19 protein-coding genes and 1 pseudogene are annotated in these 18,135 nt (G+C 62.2%); 11 read left to right on the top strand and 9 right to left on the bottom strand.

The genetic code is table 11. From position 1 onward, the window contains the following. Window positions 1-253 precede the first annotated feature (253 nt). From PKO50_RS05265 to PKO50_RS05225, 9 genes are all read left to right on the top strand, one after another. Window positions 254-1,324, top strand: a complete 1,071-nt coding sequence (locus PKO50_RS05265) for an RNA-directed DNA polymerase (RefSeq protein ID WP_275629042.1) — start codon at window positions 254-256, stop codon at window positions 1,322-1,324. Next, window positions 1,321-3,156 (top strand): DNA cytosine methyltransferase, encoded by a 1,836-nt coding sequence (locus PKO50_RS05260; RefSeq protein WP_275629041.1) that lies wholly within the window; start codon window positions 1,321-1,323, stop codon window positions 3,154-3,156. Before PKO50_RS05265 ends, PKO50_RS05260 begins: the two co-directional genes overlap by 4 nt. Then, window positions 3,153-3,596, top strand: a complete 444-nt coding sequence (locus PKO50_RS05255; protein WP_275629040.1) for an XF1762 family protein — start codon at window positions 3,153-3,155, stop codon at window positions 3,594-3,596. The genes PKO50_RS05260 and PKO50_RS05255 overlap by 4 nt, the downstream gene beginning before the upstream one ends. Further along, a complete protein-coding gene (locus PKO50_RS05250; protein WP_275629039.1) occupies window positions 3,593-3,790 on the top strand; it encodes a hypothetical protein in 198 nt (65 codons plus the stop codon). The genes PKO50_RS05255 and PKO50_RS05250 overlap by 4 nt, the downstream gene beginning before the upstream one ends. Beyond that, on the top strand, window positions 3,783-3,905 hold the full coding sequence (locus PKO50_RS05245) for a hypothetical protein (protein WP_275629038.1): 123 nt from the start codon (window positions 3,783-3,785) through the stop codon (window positions 3,903-3,905). Before PKO50_RS05250 ends, PKO50_RS05245 begins: the two co-directional genes overlap by 8 nt. Then, window positions 3,902-4,417, top strand: coding sequence for a hypothetical protein (locus tag PKO50_RS05240; RefSeq protein ID WP_275629037.1), 516 nt, complete (start codon window positions 3,902-3,904; stop codon window positions 4,415-4,417). Before PKO50_RS05245 ends, PKO50_RS05240 begins: the two co-directional genes overlap by 4 nt. Before the next feature lie 119 nt (window positions 4,418-4,536). Continuing rightward, a complete protein-coding gene (locus PKO50_RS05235) occupies window positions 4,537-4,731 on the top strand; it encodes a hypothetical protein (protein ID WP_275629036.1) in 195 nt (64 codons plus the stop codon). Continuing rightward, window positions 4,728-4,925, top strand: a complete 198-nt coding sequence (locus PKO50_RS05230; RefSeq protein ID WP_064584059.1) for a hypothetical protein — start codon at window positions 4,728-4,730, stop codon at window positions 4,923-4,925. Before PKO50_RS05235 ends, PKO50_RS05230 begins: the two co-directional genes overlap by 4 nt. Then, complete coding sequence (locus tag PKO50_RS05225; RefSeq protein ID WP_346770494.1) at window positions 4,922-6,184, top strand: site-specific integrase; 1,263 nt, start codon at window positions 4,922-4,924, stop codon at window positions 6,182-6,184. The genes PKO50_RS05230 and PKO50_RS05225 overlap by 4 nt, the downstream gene beginning before the upstream one ends. 187 nt (window positions 6,185-6,371) lie before the next feature. Here PKO50_RS05225 and PKO50_RS05220 read toward each other — a convergent pair. Then, window positions 6,372-6,631, bottom strand: a pseudogene (locus tag PKO50_RS05220) (hypothetical protein). A gap of 116 nt (window positions 6,632-6,747) precedes the next feature. On the opposite strand from PKO50_RS05220, the gene PKO50_RS05215 reads away from it, so the two are divergent. Next, the gene (locus tag PKO50_RS05215; RefSeq protein WP_058070567.1) at window positions 6,748-7,032 is read left to right on the top strand and encodes a hypothetical protein; all 285 of its coding nucleotides are present in this window, start codon (window positions 6,748-6,750) and stop codon (window positions 7,030-7,032) included. Window positions 7,033-7,075: 43 nt separating this feature from the next. Further along, complete coding sequence (locus tag PKO50_RS05210; RefSeq protein WP_275629034.1) at window positions 7,076-7,510, top strand: hypothetical protein; 435 nt, start codon at window positions 7,076-7,078, stop codon at window positions 7,508-7,510. Window positions 7,511-7,679: 169 nt separating this feature from the next. Here the strand turns inward: PKO50_RS05210 and PKO50_RS05205 are convergent, their stop codons facing one another. The 8 genes from PKO50_RS05205 to PKO50_RS05170 all read right to left on the bottom strand — a co-directional run bounded on the left by PKO50_RS05205 (window position 7,680) and on the right by PKO50_RS05170 (window position 18,094). Further along, window positions 7,680-8,060, bottom strand: a complete 381-nt coding sequence (locus PKO50_RS05205) for a hypothetical protein (protein WP_275629033.1) — start codon at window positions 8,058-8,060, stop codon at window positions 7,680-7,682. Further along, window positions 8,057-8,533, bottom strand: a complete 477-nt coding sequence (locus PKO50_RS05200) for a hypothetical protein (RefSeq protein WP_275629032.1) — start codon at window positions 8,531-8,533, stop codon at window positions 8,057-8,059. Before PKO50_RS05200 ends, PKO50_RS05205 begins: the two co-directional genes overlap by 4 nt. 334 nt (window positions 8,534-8,867) lie before the next feature. Further along, complete coding sequence (locus PKO50_RS05195) at window positions 8,868-10,697, bottom strand: hypothetical protein (protein ID WP_275629031.1); 1,830 nt, start codon at window positions 10,695-10,697, stop codon at window positions 8,868-8,870. 60 nt (window positions 10,698-10,757) lie between these two features. Then, window positions 10,758-13,493: a host specificity factor TipJ family phage tail protein gene (locus tag PKO50_RS05190; protein WP_275629030.1), complete on the bottom strand. Its 2,736-nt coding sequence runs from the start codon at window positions 13,491-13,493 to the stop codon at window positions 10,758-10,760. Next, window positions 13,465-13,872: a hypothetical protein gene (locus PKO50_RS05185; RefSeq protein WP_275629029.1), complete on the bottom strand. Its 408-nt coding sequence runs from the start codon at window positions 13,870-13,872 to the stop codon at window positions 13,465-13,467. Before PKO50_RS05185 ends, PKO50_RS05190 begins: the two co-directional genes overlap by 29 nt. A gap of 3 nt (window positions 13,873-13,875) precedes the next feature. Further along, a complete protein-coding gene (locus PKO50_RS05180; protein WP_275629028.1) occupies window positions 13,876-14,364 on the bottom strand; it encodes a DUF1833 family protein in 489 nt (162 codons plus the stop codon). Further along, window positions 14,361-14,822, bottom strand: a complete 462-nt coding sequence (locus PKO50_RS05175) for a transposase (protein ID WP_275629027.1) — start codon at window positions 14,820-14,822, stop codon at window positions 14,361-14,363. Before PKO50_RS05175 ends, PKO50_RS05180 begins: the two co-directional genes overlap by 4 nt. After that, entirely contained in the window at window positions 14,822-18,094 is a 3,273-nt protein-coding gene (locus PKO50_RS05170) for a phage tail length tape measure family protein (protein WP_275629026.1), read from the bottom strand. Before PKO50_RS05170 ends, PKO50_RS05175 begins: the two co-directional genes overlap by 1 nt. Window positions 18,095-18,135 lie beyond the last annotated feature (41 nt).

Here is an 18,135-nt window from a genome sequence, read left to right as displayed (position 1 = left end):
GCGCACCAGGGGAACCGCCGGGCATCGTCCCGGCAGGCCCCGCGCAGTCTCGCCGCTGATCGGCCCCAGCCTTCGGCAGCGCGACGTAGATAGCACGACCTGGCGCAGAACGGCCCGAACAACGCGTGGATCCAGAACTTCGACGATGGCAACCAGAACAACGACCACAAGGACAACGCCCGGCCCGCTTTCGCCGTCCGCAGCATCGAACGGTGTCACCGGCGGCCATGCTGGATTTTCTATCGAGGCACTCATGCAGGCCTATTACGACTGCCGACGCAGCAAGCGCAACAGCAAGTCGGCGCTTGCATTCGAGTTCAACCTGGAGCGCAACATCATGCAACTCCACCACGAGCTGAACACCGGCGCCTACCAACCCGGCGCCTCAATTTGCTTCGTCGTCACCCACCCGAAGCCCCGCGAGGTATGGGCCGCCACCTTCCCTGACCGGATTGTCCATCACCTCCTATACAACCACATCGGCCCAGGCATCGAGCGGACCTTCATCGCTGACAGCTGCGCCTGCATCAAGGGCCGCGGCACCCTCTACGGCGCGCAACGCCTGGAGAAAAAGGTACGCAGCATCACCCACAACTGGAGCCGCCCCGCGGCCTACCTGAAGTGCGACCTGGCGAACTTCTTCGTCAGCCTCGACAAGCGGGTGCTGGAGCAGCAGCTGGTGGCACGGATCACCGAGCCCAGCTGGTGCGCGCTCGCGCTGCAGATCCTCTGGCACGATCCCCGGACCAACTACGAAACCCGCAGCCCGGCCCGCCTGCTGAACCGCGTACCGCAGCACAAGCGCCTGACGGCCCAGCCGGCCCACCTGGGCCTGCCCATCGGCAACCTGTCCTCGCAATTTTTCGCCAACATCTACCTCGATGCGCTGGACCAGTTCGTGAAGCACCAACTGCGGGTGAAGCACTACATCCGCTACGTCGACGATTTCGTCCTGCTGCACGAGTCGGCCAAGCAGTTGAACATCTGGCACGACCAGATCGAGACCTTCCTGACCGACAAGCTGCACGCTCGACTCAACCCCTCGAAGACCGTGCGCCAACCCGTTGCCCGGGGCATCGACTTCGTCGGCCAGGTGATCCTGCCGCACCGCCGCGTCACTCGCCCCCGCACAGTTGACACCGCCCTGCAGCGGACAGCCTCCGCACCAGCCGAGCAACTGCGCGAAACCGCCAATAGCTACTTCGGCCTGCTGGGCCAGGCCAGCCACAGCCACAACGACCGCCGGCAACTCGCCAGGATCGTGCAGCGCCGCGGCCGGGCTGTGGCCGCTACCCTGCGCAAGACGTTCAAGGGGGCCGCATGACGTCCCTCCGCAAAATCAACACCACCAACTCCCAACAGCAGCCGCTACCCTTTACCCGGGAACTGTACGTCGACCTGTTCGCCGGTCTGGGCGGCGCGAGTAGTGGCGGCCGCAAGGTCTACCGCGAACCGGACATCGCCATCAACCACAACCCCGTCGCCATTGCGGTCTACAAGGCGAACCACCCCAGCACCAAGACCTTCATCACCGACGTCTTCGATGTCGATCCGCTGGAGGCCACCGGCGGGCAGCCCGTCGCCATCCTCTGGGCCTCACCGGACTGCCGCCACTTCAGCAAGGCCAAGGGCGCCGCACCGCGCAGCCCGCAGGTCCGCTCGCTGGCCTGGGTGGTTGTCCGCTGGGTGCACGCCACCAGGCCGCGCCTGTTCTTCCTCGAAAACGTCGAGGAGTTCCAGAAATGGGGACCGCTCGACGAGCATGGACAGCCGATCAAGGACGAGGAGGGACGCACCTTCCAGGCCTTCATCGCCTGCCTCACCACCGGCTTGCCGGCCGATCACCCGGACATGCCCGAGATCATGGACGCCATCGGCTTGTGGGTACCGCAAAGCGCTCTGGTGCGCGGCCTGGGCTGCAACGTGGAGTGGCGCGAGCGCCGAGCCTCGAATGCTGCCGCCCCGACCATCCGCAAACGCCTGTTCATGATCGGTCGCACCGATGGCCGCCCCATCGTCTGGACCACCCCGAAACGCCACGAGAAGCCAAAGTCTGGCCAGCTCCCCTGGCGTACTGCAGCCGAGTGCATCGACTGGAGCAACCTGGGCAAGAGCATGATCGACCGGAAGCGCCCGCACGCCGACAATACCTGTCGCCGCGTTGCCAAAGGCTTCTGGCGCCACACCGTGATGGCGGACAAGCCCTTCCTAGTCCCGATGGACAACAACCACCTCGCGGCAGCCAACCTCACCGAGTTCGCCAACGCGAGCAACCAGCGGACCTTCAGCGTCGACGAACCGCTGCGCACCCAGGTCGCCCAGGTGAAAGGTGGGCACTTCGCCCTGTCGGCTGCGCACCTGACGCACCTCACTCACCATGGCGACCGCGCTGGGTACCCGGTGACCGAGGCCACGCGGACCATCACCGGAGCCAATCGCGGCGAACAGGCATTGGTCACGGCGATGATGGTTGGCGCGGGCGGCCCGAGCTTCAGCGGCAAACCCCAAGCAGTCACTCAGCCGATGGGTACCTTGCTGCCGGCCAATCACCGCGCTGTCGCCGCCTGCCACTTCGAGCAGGCCAACGGTGGCTTCTACACCGGCTCCGGCCGGGCTGCCGATACCCCTCTCAGCACCATCACCCAGGCCGGTTCCAACCAGCGCCTGGCCACCGCCTACCTGGTGAAGTTCTACAGTACCGGCGGCCAGTGGCAGAGCCTGACAGAGCCCATGCACACCGTGCCGACCAAGGACCGCATGGCGCTAGTCACCGTGGTCAAGGTGCCGGCATCGATCCTGCCGCCTGAGCTGCTGGAGAAGGCCCGGAGATGCGCGGCATTCCTGCACAAGCACCTGCCGGAGCACTTCCCCCAGTTGGTCGACATGGTGCTGCTTGGCGACTACGTCCTGGTGGACTTCACCCTCCGCATGCTCAAACCGATGGAGCTGAAGATCGCCCAGGGCTTCGACCCGGACTACATCACCGACTGGGGATGGTTCGAGGACAAGGCCACCGGCGAGTTGGTGCGCAAACCCGTCAACACCACGGACCAGATCCGCCTTATTGGCAACAGCGTCAGCCCCTGCGAATCGGAAGACCTGATCGCCGCCAACGCTGCGGACCTGATTGACCTGTACAGGAGGGAGGCCGCATGAGCCTATCCATCTGCCCTCTGACCTTGGTCGAGGCGAACACCTTCGTTGCAACACACCACCGGCACCACGGCCCGGTCCAGGGTCACAAGTTCAGCCTGGGCCTGACCGCCGGCAACCACATCGTCGGGGTAGCCATCGTCGGCCGCCCTGTTGCGCGCCACCTCGACGACGGCCTCACGCTGGAGGTGACGCGCTGCTGCACTGACGGCACCCGCAACGGCTGCTCGAAACTCTACGGTGCGGCCTGGCGCGCCACCCGAGCCCTCGGCTACCTACGCCTCATTACCCACACCCTCGCCAGTGAGCGAGGGGCCAGTCTGCGCGCCAGCGGCTGGCGGCTACTCGGCGCTGCTGGCGGCGGCAGTTGGAACTGCCCGAGCCGGCCACGCGTAGAGCGGAAGCACCAAGGACAGAAACAACTATGGGAGGCATCGGCATGACCACCCTCGACATCAAACAACTGGTCGATCTGCTCAACCTGGTCGAAGGCGCTCTCCTGAGCGCTGAATGCCACCTGTCGCTCACGGCTACACGCAAGGATATCCACGCTGCCCAATCCTCCCTGGCCAAGGCGATTCGCATGCTAAACGCCGCAACGCAACCGGCTACTACCGAAGGAGACCACCATGCGTAGCGGCCTGCTCATCGCCGCCGGCATCGTCCTGCTCGGACTGGCCGCAGCGGGCGCAATCATCGCAGTCCCACTGGTCCCCGCCTTCGTCGCCATGCTGTGGGGGTGCCACCCATGACGCCCAGCAAACAGGCCGCCCTGCTCCAGGGCCTGCCCAACGTCGCCCGCAAGGTGTTCGAGCAGGTCCCGATCCAGGATGCCTGGGAACCGATCCAGATCCAGACCACGCTCCGCGCCCAGGCGCGGAGCAACATCGACATGCACGTCCTGCGTGGCTGCCTGCGCACCCTCAAGGAAGCCGGCCTCATCAAAGAGACCAGCCATGGCCGCTTCCGCCGCGTCGACACCCGCACATCAGCCGCGAACCAGAAGGACAAGGAGCCGCCCATGGCCAAAGAACAGCGCCCAGTCACCGGCCAGCCGGCACCGGCTGACCACGATCCCATCGAACTGTTCGCCACCCTGGCGAGCGAACTCACCAGCCTGGCCGACCAGGTGGCCGCCAGCCTCAAGGCCCTGGCCGGCCGCCTGGAGGAGGCAGCCCTAGCGGCAGAGCAGCACCGCGAACGCCTGGCGGCAGACGTCGAGGCCGTGCGCAAGTTCAAGGCCGCTCTGGCGGCACTGCCGTAGGCCGCCGCCATGAGCTGCACCATCAGCTTCATGACCAACCAAGCCCCGGGGAGGACCGCCGCGCTACCGTGCGCGGCACCCAGCCCCGGCGGCCGGTCACCTGGTCCGCAAGCGTCTGGATGATCGCCCCGAATGGCGAGAAGACCACACACAGCATCACCGTTCCCGGCTGCACGGTCGTCGACCTGGTGCCCGCCATTGGCGAGCGCATCGACGCCCTGGCAGCGGAGAACGGCAACACCTGCATTCAGTTCGGCTGGACCGCCTGCGCCCACGGCGGCCGGAAGCCACGGCGAGGAGGTCGACGCAAATGAGCCTTCCACGATGGGTATTGATCAAGCGCGCTGCGGAGCTGACCGGCTACTCCGAGGACGCGATTCGCCACAAGGTCAAGAACGGCACCTGGGCTCAGGGCCGCATTTGGCGGAAAGGTCACGATGGCCGGGTATTCATCAATATCGAGGAGGTCGACAGATGGGTGGAGAGCGCCCCACAGGACGCGGCGTGAAAGAGAAGGTGGAGATGCCGGAGGGCGTCGAGATTCACGGGAAGTCCCTGCGTATCTCGTTCACCTGGCGTCTTAATCGCTACCGCGAAACCCTGTCCCTGCCGGTGACCAAGGCCAACATCAAGTTCGCCGTCAGGAAACGGGAGGCCGTCCTCCACGATATTGGCCAGGGAACCTTCGATTATGCCAAGCACTTCCCTGACTCGAAGCATGCCAAGAACGTCAGCCGGACTCGCGATGAACGCCTCAAGGTGCTGGTCGCCCGCTACAAACCACTCAAGGCGGTCGACATTACCCATGAGACCGAGCGCCGCTACGGCCTGGCCCTGGATATCTGCATTGACCTGCTTGGGCCGGAACGGTATGCCAGCATCCTTCTCTCGGAAGACATCCAGCGCCTGCGCGTCGACCTGCTGGCCGGCCGACAGCTGACGACGGTCAACCATTACCTGGCGGCGCTGGCCGGCTTCCTGGCCTGGTGCGAAAAAAATGAGTACTGCCGGCCGGGGCTGGCAGAGGAATGCAGCCGCTTCGAGGTCAGCGACAGAACGCCCGATCCGCTGAACTACTCGGAATACGAGCTGGTGAGGACGAAGGGCTGCCTGCATCCTGCGGACGGGGCATCGATCACACTCGCCGTCTATTCCGGTCTGCGGCCTGGGGAGCTTTGCGGGGTTGCAAGGGAAGACATCGACATGGAAAGCGGAAAACTCGAAGTGCGGCGCTCGATCACGAACAGCGGAACCTTCAAGGTCCCCAAGACTGGGAAGGCGCGAACGATACTCCTGCTCCCGCCCGCGCTGGAAGCCTGCCGGATCCTGCTCGACATTCCCAGCCCGGCTCCACAGCACGCAGTCACGGTTCAGATCAACCGGCACGAGTCGCGGGTGGACAACGTCACCCCGCTGATTTCGCCGCTGCTGCAGGCAACGAGGAAGAAAGTGAATCCCTGGTTCAGGCCCACATCCTGGAACTCGAAGTGGCACAACATCCAGCGGCGCGCCGGTATTCGCCCTCGCCGCCCCTACCAGACGCGCCACACCTATGCCTGCTGGTGCCTAACCGCGCATGGTAACCTTGCGTTTATCGCCAAACAGATGGGGCATAAGGATTTCACGATGCTGGTGAAAGTCTATGCGGCCTGGATGGATGACGAGTCGCCCAGCGAGCTAAACCGCATCTGGAAGGGCATGCAGAACATCCACAAAATTGCCCCAATGCTGCCCCACAAACTAGAGACCGTAAGCGTAACTACTTGATGCAGCACGAAAAAATCGATCTATCCGCGCATACCCCGATGATGCAACAGTAGCGGAAGAAGCAAGCTCCAGGCCGCTCAGGGCCTGACTAATAGTCAGGCTCTGTCCAAAACAAAATCGCGAGATAGGCCCTCTGAAAGCCGCATAGTTCGGCGAGTGATGAGTTAATTTTAGACAGATCGCAGCCCTACTGGCAGGCCTGCACCGCGGCGCGCAGCAGCGCCTCGTAGCCCAGGTGCTGCTGCCGCTCTGCCAGCAATGCCCGGACCTTGGTCTGCAGGCTGTCCCCTTCTGCAGCGACGCTGTAGCCCAGCTCGGCTCCTGCACCGCCGGCGCCCGGCAGGGCACCGCCACCGGCACCTCTACGCGCACCGTGCGCGGTTCAGGCTCGACCTGGCCGGCGCATCCCGCCAGCGCGACCGCGAAAATCAAAATCATCGAACGCATGTGGTCCTCGCAAAAAGATTTGCAAATACGCTCATTGAGCGTATTCTACACCCATGGCAGGCGTAAACGCCGACCACCGCCCCGGCGGAACCGGGCTTCCTGATAGGAGCAACATCATGACCGCAATCACCAAGATCACTCTGAACGGCCAGAGCCACTACAACTTCGGCGCCGAGTGCTCGGAAGCTGACGCCGAAGGCTACCGCGAGTGGATCGCCGAAGAACTGGCCGAGAACTTCCCTGGTGCCGAGATCGAGATCAACGAGGCCGACAGCACCTACTCGGTTGTCGTCGAGATCGATGATGAGTCCGACTACGACGCGGCGCGCAGCCTGAAGGACGACGTCAACGTCTTCTGCATGGACGCCTGGGACCGCTGCCCCTGGAACTGGGTCATCTGATCATCAAGCCCGGCTCCTGCCTGGCTTTTCGTTGGGCCGAACCATGACCGAATCCCTGATTCACCTGCGAGTCCAGGCGGCCACGAAAGGGCGTTGGGTTCGCGCCTCACGGGCCGCAGGCATGCGGCTCACCGACTACATCGCTAGCGCCGTGGAGGCCTACATGCAGCAGCAAATCGCCCGCGTGGCGATCCCCGAAGGGCTTGACTTCTCCGACCTACGCCTGGCGCGCGAGACCGACGGCAGCGTGAGTTTTGACTGGACTGTGATTGAGCGCATCTGTGCCGCCAGCGGGCTGCCCGTCGAGTTGCTGCGCGACGGCCCCGAGGACAATGTCGCCGGTCTTGTGATCAGTTGGTATCAGGCGCACCGCCAGCGCGGCGGCGCTACCGATCCGGTCGCCGAAGACCTGCTCAGCGAAGTGCGCGCAGAGGAAGCAGTTGGCCAGCACGTGAGCCACGCACCGGGACGAGCATGAGCAGCGCTACTCCTGATCCCGCAGAAATCCTCACCGCCCGCAAGGCGGTCGGCCTATCTCAGACGGCAGCCGCTGCGTTGGTGCACAGCAGCCTGCGAACCTGGCAGCAGTGGGAGGCCGGAGACAGGCGTATGCACCCCGGCCTGTGGGAACTATTCCTGCTGAAGACTCAGTTGCCAAGCCCCAGTTCGTGATCAATAACTACTTCGGTGGCGCCGCACTGATCACCCTCGGTGCGCTCCTGCTGCAGGCGCTGCGCGGCGGCGAAGTGCTGGCCGGCCTGCTGCTGGGCATCGGCCACGGCCTGGGCCGCCTTCGCCTGCCGCTGCTCGGCCTGGTTGGCCAGGCCAGCGATGGCGGCGTTCTGGTCGCCCACCAGTGCCTCGAGGTTGCCCCGAGCGGCGCGGCAGGCGGCCAGGTCCTTGGCGGCCTGATCGAGCTGAGGTCGGTAGTGCCCGGCGGCTAGCCACACGCCCAGACCGGCGCCGACGGTGACCAGCAGCAGCGCGGCCAGCACCAGGGCCAGCGGTTTCGCGAGAAGCTCGCTCATGCTGCAGCTCCCACAGCTCGCAGGTAGTTCGCCGGCCACTCCGCGGGGCGGGGCCGGCCAGGGCGCCAGACGCGGGCGTAGAGGGCCCAACTGCCGGCGGTGTCACCCAGCGCGGGGAGCGGCTGCGGATCGGTCCAGAGCAGCAAGCGTGCCAGCGCCGCGGCCAGGATGTCGTCGCGCTCGAGCGCGGCCCATACAGCTTGGTCGGTCGGCTCAACGCCGCGCTGGGCACAGATGCCGGCGGCGAGCTTCGCCGAGGCCTCATGCCGGAGCACGCCATGCACGCCGCCGCCGCGTTCCATCTGCCACAGGCCCCGTGCGGGCCCGTTGCCGAGCTGGCGGCGGTATTCGAAATGCGACTCCTGCAGGCCAATGCCCAGCAGCATCGCCAGGGCATGGGGACTGTTCATCCGCGCAGGCAGCAGCGACAGCGCCGGCTCGATGATCGAGTGGCGGATATTGATCAGTTCCATGGACTCTCCAGAAATGAAAAAGCCCGCCCAGTGCGTAATGCTGTTCCGCTTAAGTGAACAGCATTACGCACTGGGCGGGCCTTTATCAGAAACTAGTTAGCAGTCGATCCTTCCGAAAACTCTGGAAGAGTTCGCAGGTATTCGTATGCCTGAATGAATGCGTTTGGCCCGTCCAATATGTATTGGCCAAAATAAGGAATAATTGTGAATGCCTCATCTCCTTGTGTTACCTGGAACATAACAGCAAAGGACTGGCTGGGCTTATCGTCCGATATGGCGAGATAAACAACTTTTGCGTAAGTTCCCTGCAGGGGAATTCCTTTGTACGTGGTGTCTACTTTGAATGCCATATACCCCTTTTCAAATTAAAAGTTGACGACTTTCGTGTATATGCCAGAGCCGGAGTAGATGACCTTTGCCCTACCCCCGTTACTGGATTCCAACCGACGCCGTCCGCCAGAAATTCTTCCCCTACTCTTGGGTCAGAAGGTGCCGTAGAAAGTACATCGAGCTGTATCCGCATGCTTGTTAGGGTTTGTCCCAACATGGAGTTCGCTCCAGCCCGCTTCAGCTGCAGCCGGGTCACACTGGCCGAGCCGGAGAAGCCCTTACCAGAATCCGACGCGTACCCATCGATCAATACGTCGGTCGGGAAGGTACCGAACGAGGCATTCAGGAACCTTACTAGGAAATCGATGTGCGCGGCGCTGTCGTTGATCGAGCGGATACCATATATCTTGGCGCCAGATCCGCCGTCGATATTAATGATGGACTGAATCGTAATACCAATATCCGGAGTCGAGGCGCTGTCTAGCGTCGGCGTGAGGACAATCGGATTGGTGCAGCCTTCCAGTAGCATGTGCTGGCCGTTGTCTTCGAACTGCGGCGAGAGGATGGTGGCACCCGGAACGGAACGCAAATGCAGGCCTGTCCGTCCGCGTTCGAATTGACAGCCATCGATTACCGGTTGCCAGTTGGAGAAGATCGCGCAGGCCTCCCCCGTGACAGCGCATTGGAACCAGCAGGAGCGCAGGTTGAGGTTGGTGCCACCCTGGCCAGCGCCGACTCCAGCCACGAACTGCGAGGTGAGGCCCGACAGCACGTTGTCATCCAGCGTGCGCGCCCGCTCAACCGAGCAGTGCACCGGGTTTTCCAGATAGATACCGTGCGCGCATTTCTCAACCTGCACATCGAGAATGCGGTTTTGCAGGGTGACGCCGATATCGGTGCGATATGGAAAGAACACGCCTTTCTGCGTGGCGCCAGCGGTACCGATGACCTTCAGCTCCTTGATGGTGCAATAGCTGGATTCCGTGAAGTTGATCACATCGCCGGTATGCAAGGCGACGAAGGTTGTAGCGTGTACGCCTTCGCCTTTTAGCACGCGGCCGAGCCCGTTGATGACAGCCGTCGAACCAAGACCATAGCTGCCACGCGGCGCAAAGATGGCACCACCGTTTGGTGAGAGTGAGGTAATCACCGCATTCGCCGCGTTGATGGCCGGACTCCAGTCCCAGGTCGCCGGGTCTGCAGTGGGTTTGCTGGTGATGAACCCGGCAAATTCCCACAGGTTGAGTTCCAGACCATCCAGGGCCTGATGGACATTGGAGATCGCGCTGGAAAGCGAATGGCGAGACCAACCAACCTTGTTTGCGCCATCATCCTCGGCCAACTCTTGGCGCAATGCCGCATCGCCGACCGACACAAAGTTTGCTTCGTCGATCTCCCAATCATTCACCGTGGTGTAAGGCAGCGTCAGTGCGGCGCCGGCGCGCCAGAACTCGCCGTCCTTACTGAAAATCTGATTGACCTGGGTGATGGTCAGCGGGCCATCGGTGTCGTAATCGCCGATGAATTGATATCCGGATGCCAGCAGGAACGCATTGAATTCCGACTCGCGCTGCACTTGGGCGGCATCGAAATCGGCCTGATGCTCGGCTTGCTCGGCGTCGAAAGCATCCTGCCGATCATCCTGAGCCTGCTGGAAGGCGATCTCCATGCCGTTCCAGGTCAGACGCTGCACGCCAAATCTATCGCGCCATTGGGTGATCGTCTGGTCATTCACCCACCGGTCAAGAATGGCCGCGTTGTCCACCAGATCGCGTGGATCGACTGAGCCCCAGGTGCCAATCGGGTTACCGGTATTGAAAGGCGTGTAAGCCATGCGTGTGCTCCAGAATGCAAAAACCCGCCAGGTGGCGGGTTCAGGGAGGTTGTTCGGTTGTTATGGGGCGGTCGCGTCGTCGTATTGATAGATGCGCGAGTCGTAGTTCACAGCGGATACCGAGGCGCCAACATTGCTGTCGGGCTCGATTGAGGTGATCAGAACCGGATAAGCCCAACGGAAGAAGGAGCCGAACAGCAGGTGCGGTGGCTCGATATCCCACGAGACATCCGGGGTGAAGTCCAGGGATGGGATGGTGAGCGTGTAGTCATCCAGCCGTGTCGCAACGTAAGGACCAGAAACAGTTCCATCAGGCCGGCGCACCGCCACGACGTGCGGGGCAGTGGATGACCAGTCCAGCGGCTCGCTGGATTCCAACTGAACCACCCCGCCGGACAAAATCTGATACGACAGCAGTAGCGCGCTCTGCGCGTACCCAGGCACGTCGTCTGCCACTACGCAGTAGCTGAGATAATCGCTGTTGAGCGCATCCAGTTCCGTCGACCAGGTGTAATCCCAGCGGCGGTATAGCTGCACCATCCGGCGCCGCATGCCAATTCGATACGCGCGGTCTCGGTCGATGACGCCCGGCGCCTTGATCTTCTCGACTTTCCTTCCAACATCGCCGGCGATGCGGCATTCGACTGTTGCCGTTTCCCAGGTGTCGCGGTCGGTGTACTCAACATCCACGCCGTCATAATCGTCAGGCCCTGGAGCGGTGAAGCTCCGTACCAGCGCCTCGGTCATGTTCTGCGGCGTGTACATGTGATCGAACGACGACCGCGGCTGGTCGCGCACGGGTGAGATCTTGCCGCGCTTAATCGTCAGCTCGGCGAATCCAGCGTCCAATGCATCCTCGATGTTGCTCTTTACCGTCCCGGCATCGGTGATCGCGATGTCGTAGGTGTCTCCCCTGGACTTCCAGATGGCATCCAGGGCATCGAGCTGGGCCAAGTCCAGGTCCGCATCGGTGTACCCGATGGACTTCGCGACATAGGCCACCCAGGGCACGATGTCGCGAGTTGGTTGCGGGCTTGTCCACGCCCCACCACTGCGCGTTGGCAAGATGCGCACCGGCCTCATCGATATCTTGTTGTCCGTCATCGAGGAGATGCGGTCAGAGGACCTTACCTTGACCGCGATAGTGGTGACTCCGGCGTAGCTGGTTTTCCCCTGCATCTTGGCGCGCAGCCCATACCATTGCGCGGTATCGCGGTACTCGCTCGTCGAATTACCACCTTGGTTGACGAATACCTTGCGGATGCGAACCTCGGGACGCATGGCATAGGGCAGCGCGATCTGGTCGGTGAACCCCTGCTGGTCGAGTGAGTTCCCCGCATGGCTGAAGCTGACCACGGTCCAGGCGCCGCCGACAGCCATATCCCTCCACTCCACGTCGTAGAAGACACTGATTTGGTAGAACTGCCCTTCCCGGCCCACACCACAGAGGCCTTCCGGCATGAACACGTCAACCTCAATGAGAGAGGTCTTCTCGTACTCCGGGCAGGCTGGGAACGGCCCGCGGTAACCGCCCTCGGAACCGCTCAGGTCCAGGCTGATGACCGCCGACGAACTGGTCATGGCATCGAACCCAGGCCAGCCAGTATCGGTGGAACCACTGGAGTCCAGGCGCTCGACGGTGATGACCTGCAGGTCTTCGCTGATCGTCACGATGCGGTAGAGCAGTCCCTTCGGCCCGATGGTAGCCAGGCCAGTACCCAGCGCCAGTTGGTCAGCCGGATCGCCCCACTCGTAGTCCAGCGTCATCCCTGTGGAGACATCGAAGTCTTCGACCGTGTAGAAACCGCCGTTGACGCCCACTACCTCGATCTCATCACCCGGTTCGGCATTGAGCATACCGAGCGGGCCGGTGATCACGTCGCGCGGCGTCCCATCGGTGACCGTGTAGCTGTAGGGTGCGATCACCCGGATTACCTGACCTTCCTCCCAGTCCTCGGGGAAGGAGCCCTGGCCGGTCGGGATGGTGATCGTGAATCCGCTGAACTGGTACGCGCTCGCGGTGGGCGATTGCGTTACGTCGGTGGCCACCGTCAGCTCCAGGCCGGCCGTACCGGTGGAAGTAGCTCCCACTTCCGTCGCGGTGTGCCACCACTCGGCTCCGGTCTCGGCAGACAGGTCCTCACCTGGACCGTAGATGGTGTAACGCGCATCGGCGCCCAGGGCGAGCAGCGCGGTATCGCCGATCAGCACCGAACTGGCTGGAATTTGGTACTCACCTTTCCCGACACACAGCAGCACTTCCATCCACTGTTCACGGGGGCCGGCGAAATACTTCCTTGGCGGCACGAGATAGTCCGGGTAACGCTTCGGATTCCCAGCCAACTCGGGGATCACATCGCCCAGCTTGACCTTGTTCGCATCTGCATTGGAATCGGTCAGCGACTCGCCAGAACCAGGAACCGAAGAAACACCCGGTATCTTCGGCATGAACGACCTGAACACCGACTGCGCGCCCTTGAACAGCGCGACGGTGATGGTGAACGGATCGGTGCCCCTAGGCTCGATGTAGATGCGGAGCGTGTCCTGCGGCTGTAGCAGCGTGTCCGCCCAGTCCTCCGCTGGGACCACGCGCTCTTCCGCGTTGATCTGGCGTTCGGTCAGGTCGGACCGGCAGGCGAATTCCGCAGGGATCAGGCCGATGCTGATCGGATGCACCTCACGGTCGCCGAAGCTCGGCACGTTGGCCACCAGCCAGTCACGGATGGTCACCGGCCGGATGATCGGGTGCCGCTCCAGCGGCTCGCCCTCAAGGCGCGACGGATAGATCTCGATCACGGTAGTAGATCACTCGCAGGTAGCGCGCCTCGAAATCTTCGAGGAGCGGGAGGGACGGGGTGGAGCGAGGGTTGATCTCCAGCACGCGCAGGCGGCCTTCCTTCTCCACCACCAGGCCGACGTGGATGCACATCACCCCGCGCATGGCGGCAGCGATTACTCCAGGCCCAGGACGACACTCGACCAGGGCGCGTTCCACCTCGGCACGGTAGGCGCGCTGCATGTCGACCGGCGTGTGCCGGGTGACTGCGCCGAAGTCGCTCAAACGCGGCAGCCCGAACAGTTCGCAGCGCGCGAGAATCACCAGCCCCCAGCAATCCACGTGCGGCCAGGCGCGACCACCTTCGACGTAGGTGGCCGTCAGGTATCTGTCGAACATGGATCAGCCGATGTACTTGAGGCCAGGCGCGAAGGTCGTGGTGTACACGTCCCGCGGCCATGCGGTATTGATCAGGTCGTAGTACCCGGCCGTCACCTCAAGAGTGGCCGCCGAGCACTTTCCGCTCTTCACGACCATCCGGTAGGGCGGCTCTGCAGGTCCACTGCGGTCGGTGTCGAGGAAGATGCGCAGCGTCAAGAAAATCTTCGCGCCAGCATCCAGTGCGGCATCGATTCGCTGCTGAGCTTCCCCGGTCACGTTGTCGATGGCGAAGCCAACTTCCTGCGCGCCGGAGTTGTCCCGCTTCGGAATCGCCACGTCGATGCCGGCAGCCTGGAAGGTCACCGTCCTGGCGTCCTCGGTGGTGAACACCTGATCCTCAAACCCCTGGCACAGGAACAGCGAATCCGCCCAGGCGTCACAGGACAGTTCCAGGGTGGCAATCGCCACCTCCGGACCACCAGAGGCATACACACGCTCAAGGATCGTCATGCTTCAGGCCATTCCCTGTTCACGGCAAGGTCTACCAGGTTCATGTTGAACCAGAGGTCCGGGAAGTTAACCCACCCGTCCGGCATCATCGGACGCTTCTTCAGTTCCAGCGTGGCCGTGAACTCCCAGCGGTTGACCTGCACCAGCGTCGGCCCGGAGTACATGCCGCGGATTCGGCAGCTGTACAGTTCGAACCCCAATGGCGTCTTCAGCGGAGCATCGAACCACAGCGAACCGTCCACCAGGATTTCCCGGAACCAGGTCTCGAAGTAGGAGGCTTGCGTCTGGTCCATGTTCCAGCGGACGCTAACCGTCGTCGGCACCGTGGTGAACCGGCGGCGCTCTCTCACGCGACCAGTTACCAGCGTGGTGCTCAGCTTCGGGTCCGCCGTGGTCAGGCCGTAGCTGTCCTGTAGCGGCGGCGGCAGCTGGGATGGGTACTGGATGTTCTCAGCCATCAGCCGCCCCTCCTCTTCAGTCCATAGGCCGATTCCACAGCCCCGTTCATTTTGCCAGTGCCGGAGTAGATGCTGTTGGTCAGGTGATCCTCAACCGCCCTGATGATCACCTTCAGGCGCCCGTCATCTCCCATGTTTGTTTCAACTGGAGTCGGGCCGTAGTTGTAAATGTCGACGTTGTAACCCCCTACAGGAGCCGATCCGGCGGACGATCCGCTCGACGTTATCGTCCTGTCGTTGGAGTTGATCGCTTCCAGCAGCGCGCGGTTACGGCGCGTGGCGGCAGCATTCACCACGAACTCTCCGTTGCTCAGCATAGCCGGGATGCTGTCGGAGCGAGATGTGCCAGGGCCGCTCACGAAACCGCCATCCGCGAAGCCGATCAGCGAGAACATCTTTGGCAGCGCCGCAGTCATGGCAGCAAGGCCGGCCGCTGCCGCACCGCCAAATGAGGCGATAGACGCCATACCGGCGGCGGGCGTCATGGCAGTTGCAATTGCTCCACCCGTGGTGGCGGCCTTGGCCACCTCGGCAGCCTGCAGCGTGGAGCTAAGCGCGGCGTTCGCCAGCATCTGAACTCCAATCTTGACGAAGCCTTCGATGACATCCTTCGCCACCGATTGCCCAATGCTGCCCAACGTTTTCATGGAAAGACCGCCTTCCATGATGCTGCTGGTGATGTCTCCGGTGATGGTATTGAAGGCGGACTCGAAAGTGCTCTGCACCTGCCCGGCGATGTTTGCCGCCTGGTCGCCGAAGTTCTGGATGGCAGCGGTCCAGCCATTGATGGGATTCCTGATTGCCTCGTCGTACTGGGCAAATCCGTTTTGCAGAGCTGCCAATCTCTTCGGCAAGAACTCGTTTTCCTGATCGATCTCTTTCTGCAGTTCCTCCCGCTGTTTGGCGGTCGTCGCATTCGCGAGCTCGGTTCTAAGCTGCTTGATGCGGTCGTTGGTTTGCTGCTCGAGCTGGATACGCTTCTGCATCCTTTCGAACTGCAGGTCGCCCATGCCGACGCCGGCCGCTTCAAGGCTGTACTGGGATTTCTCGCTGTCCAACTGCTTCTGAAGCTGAGCCCGATACTGTTCGGCCTGGGTGAGCCCCTGAGCCCCCTTGATCGCCGCGGAGTAGTTCATCGAAGCCTGCGCCAGCGCCTTGCCGTACTCTTCCTGGGTGATCTTGCCCTTGCTCAGCGCCAGATCGAGTTGTGTCTGCTCTTTGGTCAGCGCCCGGGCGGCCTGGGCCGCTGGGTCGTACTGGCCATACAGGCGAGCAAAGGTGTTTTCCGCCTCGGCAACGCCCTTGTTCTGCCCCTTCGGCGCGTTCTTCTTGGCCTCACGCTCCTTGATGTCGGCGATCTGCTGCTCGATGTTCTTCCGTGCAGTCGCGTACTTGGTCTCCGTTACCGCATCAACCGCCCCATTCTTTGCATTCTCATCATGCTGTTTTTTGAGGTCATCGAGCAGGTCCTGAAGCTTTTTAACTTGCGGAAGTGTCGAGTTGTACGCGCTATTAGTAGCATCGATAAACTTCTTCGACCGCGCCTCGCCCTCGGCCCTAAGTCTCTCCGTCTCAACTCCAAGATTACGTTCCTGAATTGCAATCTTTAGACGATCACGTTCCGCCTCTAACGTAGAAACACTATCGACTGGAAGTCCAAGCTGGTTTTTCGCTCTCCCGCTAGTGGATATTCCTTTCTGTGCATTGGCTAGTTTCGTCTCCACATCATCGAGCTGCTGCTCAAGAGTCTTGGCGCGCCCAACATCGAGCATTGCATTCCAGGCCTTGGCGGCTTCCCTGGTAATAGCCTGCCATGCTCGCTCAACGTCGCCGAGGTTTTCCTTGATATTCCCAGCACGCCTATCCATGACATCAGCAAATGTCTCCGTAGCTACCGTAGCCGCTTCCGTGGTGCGTTTTTGCTCAAGGAGAGTCTGAATATTCGCGTACTGACTAGCGGTCAGGAAGTTGAACTGATCGTCCAGCTTCTTGACTGCTTGGGCTGGATTCTTTGCCAAGTCATTGAAGTTACCGATTACGTCCTGAACGGATTGGCCGGTCTGCTTGGACCAACTAAGAGCAGCAGATGCGATTTTTGGATATAGGCCAGTAAGCCGATTACCGCCCTCAGCCAACTGCGCGATTGCGTCGGAAGCGGCAGCAATCGTGGCATCGCCAGCGCCAACCTGGCGCGCAAAGTTTGCCAATTGGTCAGCGCTAGATCCAATTGCATTCCCGTTCGCAATGATGGCAGTCGTGAGGCGCTCCGTTTCCTCGGAACCCTGGTAATAGGCCACGCCAAGGGCGCCGACAGCCGCGGCCGCCAGGGTGAACGGATTGACCAACCCAGCAACATAGCCGCCCACCGCCTTCGCAGCAGGACCTATGCCGCCGAACATATCCTTGAGCTGGCCGCCCTGCTGCAGCAGGACCGTGAACGGCGCCTGTCCGCTTGCTAGACCAACAGTGATGTCGGTGATCTGCGCCGGCAGCATGCGCAGGTTGTTGGCCATCTGCTTGGCCGACAGGCCGGTTTTATTCAGTCCATCGGACGTATCGCTCAAGGCGTCACGCATGGCCTTAAGCCGGGCGTTCGCCTCTGCCACGGTTTCCGCATCGACCAGGCCGAGCTTCTTGTATCGGGCGAGCTTCTCCTGCATCGCGTCCAGGCGATCAAGTGCGGCAACCGTCGGGTTGATCTGCCCGAGCAGCTTCACCAAGCCGGCCCGCTCTTCGTCGATGCTCTGTTCCGTCGAGCGAGAACTGCGCCCAACCCGACTGGTCGCCTGGTCAAGGTTCTGTGCCTCATCGGCCGCCTGCGACATGTTCGCGGCGATGCGGGTCAGCTGCGCGTTGATTGCGCTTTGCCCTTGCGAGAAGGAGCCGAAAGTCGTGACCAGATGCGCCATCTGGGTGTTCAACTGGCCGAGTTGGGCGTTCGATTGGGTGATCCCGGAGTCGAGCCGACCGACGCCCTGGCCTACGGCCGTCATGGCGCTCTCAAGCGCGACAGAGCGCGAGACAAGAGCCGTCAGCTGAGCACTGGTGGATACGGTTGCACTCTCGATGCGAGAAAGCGAAGCCACCGTGGCGGCTGCGGCCTTGCTCATGTTCGAGCCGAGCTTCAGCGTTACTTCGCTCAGCCGAGAGGTGCTGGCAGAGGCCTCGTTCCCGCTCTCCTCTACGCGATCCAGGGCATCGCTGAGGTTGTCGGCATTCTTCTCAGCACCACGCGAGTCAATGGTTATGCTGAGGCGACTTTCATCCGCCATATTTTTCTCCGGCCAATAAAAAACCCGCCGAAGCGGGTTTA

Origin of the sequence: Pseudomonas sp. 273, assembly GCF_029201425.1 — a bacterium.
GTDB lineage: Bacteria > Pseudomonadota > Gammaproteobacteria > Pseudomonadales > Pseudomonadaceae > Pseudomonas > Pseudomonas delhiensis.
Note: the sequence above shows the minus strand (reverse complement) of the source record. Positions and strands in the feature narration are given on the sequence as shown.

What these genes read in the sequence shown, in the direction of transcription:
- PKO50_RS05265 (WP_275629042.1), top strand. Translation starts at nt 254, where the DNA reads ATGCAGGCCTATTACGACTGCCGACGCAGCAAGCGCAACAGCAAGTCG.
- PKO50_RS05260 (WP_275629041.1), top strand. Translation starts at nt 1,321, where the DNA reads ATGACGTCCCTCCGCAAAATCAACACCACCAACTCCCAACAGCAGCCG.
- PKO50_RS05255 (WP_275629040.1), top strand. Translation starts at nt 3,153, where the DNA reads ATGAGCCTATCCATCTGCCCTCTGACCTTGGTCGAGGCGAACACCTTC.
- PKO50_RS05250 (WP_275629039.1), top strand. Translation starts at nt 3,593, where the DNA reads ATGACCACCCTCGACATCAAACAACTGGTCGATCTGCTCAACCTGGTC.
- PKO50_RS05245 (WP_275629038.1), top strand. Translation starts at nt 3,783, where the DNA reads ATGCGTAGCGGCCTGCTCATCGCCGCCGGCATCGTCCTGCTCGGACTG.
- PKO50_RS05240 (WP_275629037.1), top strand. Translation starts at nt 3,902, where the DNA reads ATGACGCCCAGCAAACAGGCCGCCCTGCTCCAGGGCCTGCCCAACGTC.
- PKO50_RS05235 (WP_275629036.1), top strand. Translation starts at nt 4,537, where the DNA reads ATGATCGCCCCGAATGGCGAGAAGACCACACACAGCATCACCGTTCCC.
- PKO50_RS05230 (WP_064584059.1), top strand. Translation starts at nt 4,728, where the DNA reads ATGAGCCTTCCACGATGGGTATTGATCAAGCGCGCTGCGGAGCTGACC.
- PKO50_RS05215 (WP_058070567.1), top strand. Translation starts at nt 6,748, where the DNA reads ATGACCGCAATCACCAAGATCACTCTGAACGGCCAGAGCCACTACAAC.
- PKO50_RS05210 (WP_275629034.1), top strand. Translation starts at nt 7,076, where the DNA reads ATGACCGAATCCCTGATTCACCTGCGAGTCCAGGCGGCCACGAAAGGG.
- PKO50_RS05205 (WP_275629033.1), bottom strand. Translation starts at nt 8,060, where the DNA reads ATGAGCGAGCTTCTCGCGAAACCGCTGGCCCTGGTGCTGGCCGCGCTG.
- PKO50_RS05200 (WP_275629032.1), bottom strand. Translation starts at nt 8,533, where the DNA reads ATGGAACTGATCAATATCCGCCACTCGATCATCGAGCCGGCGCTGTCG.
- PKO50_RS05195 (WP_275629031.1), bottom strand. Translation starts at nt 10,697, where the DNA reads ATGGCTTACACGCCTTTCAATACCGGTAACCCGATTGGCACCTGGGGC.
- PKO50_RS05185 (WP_275629029.1), bottom strand. Translation starts at nt 13,872, where the DNA reads ATGTTCGACAGATACCTGACGGCCACCTACGTCGAAGGTGGTCGCGCC.
- PKO50_RS05180 (WP_275629028.1), bottom strand. Translation starts at nt 14,364, where the DNA reads ATGACGATCCTTGAGCGTGTGTATGCCTCTGGTGGTCCGGAGGTGGCG.
- PKO50_RS05175 (WP_275629027.1), bottom strand. Translation starts at nt 14,822, where the DNA reads ATGGCTGAGAACATCCAGTACCCATCCCAGCTGCCGCCGCCGCTACAG.
- PKO50_RS05170 (WP_275629026.1), bottom strand. Translation starts at nt 18,094, where the DNA reads ATGGCGGATGAAAGTCGCCTCAGCATAACCATTGACTCGCGTGGTGCT.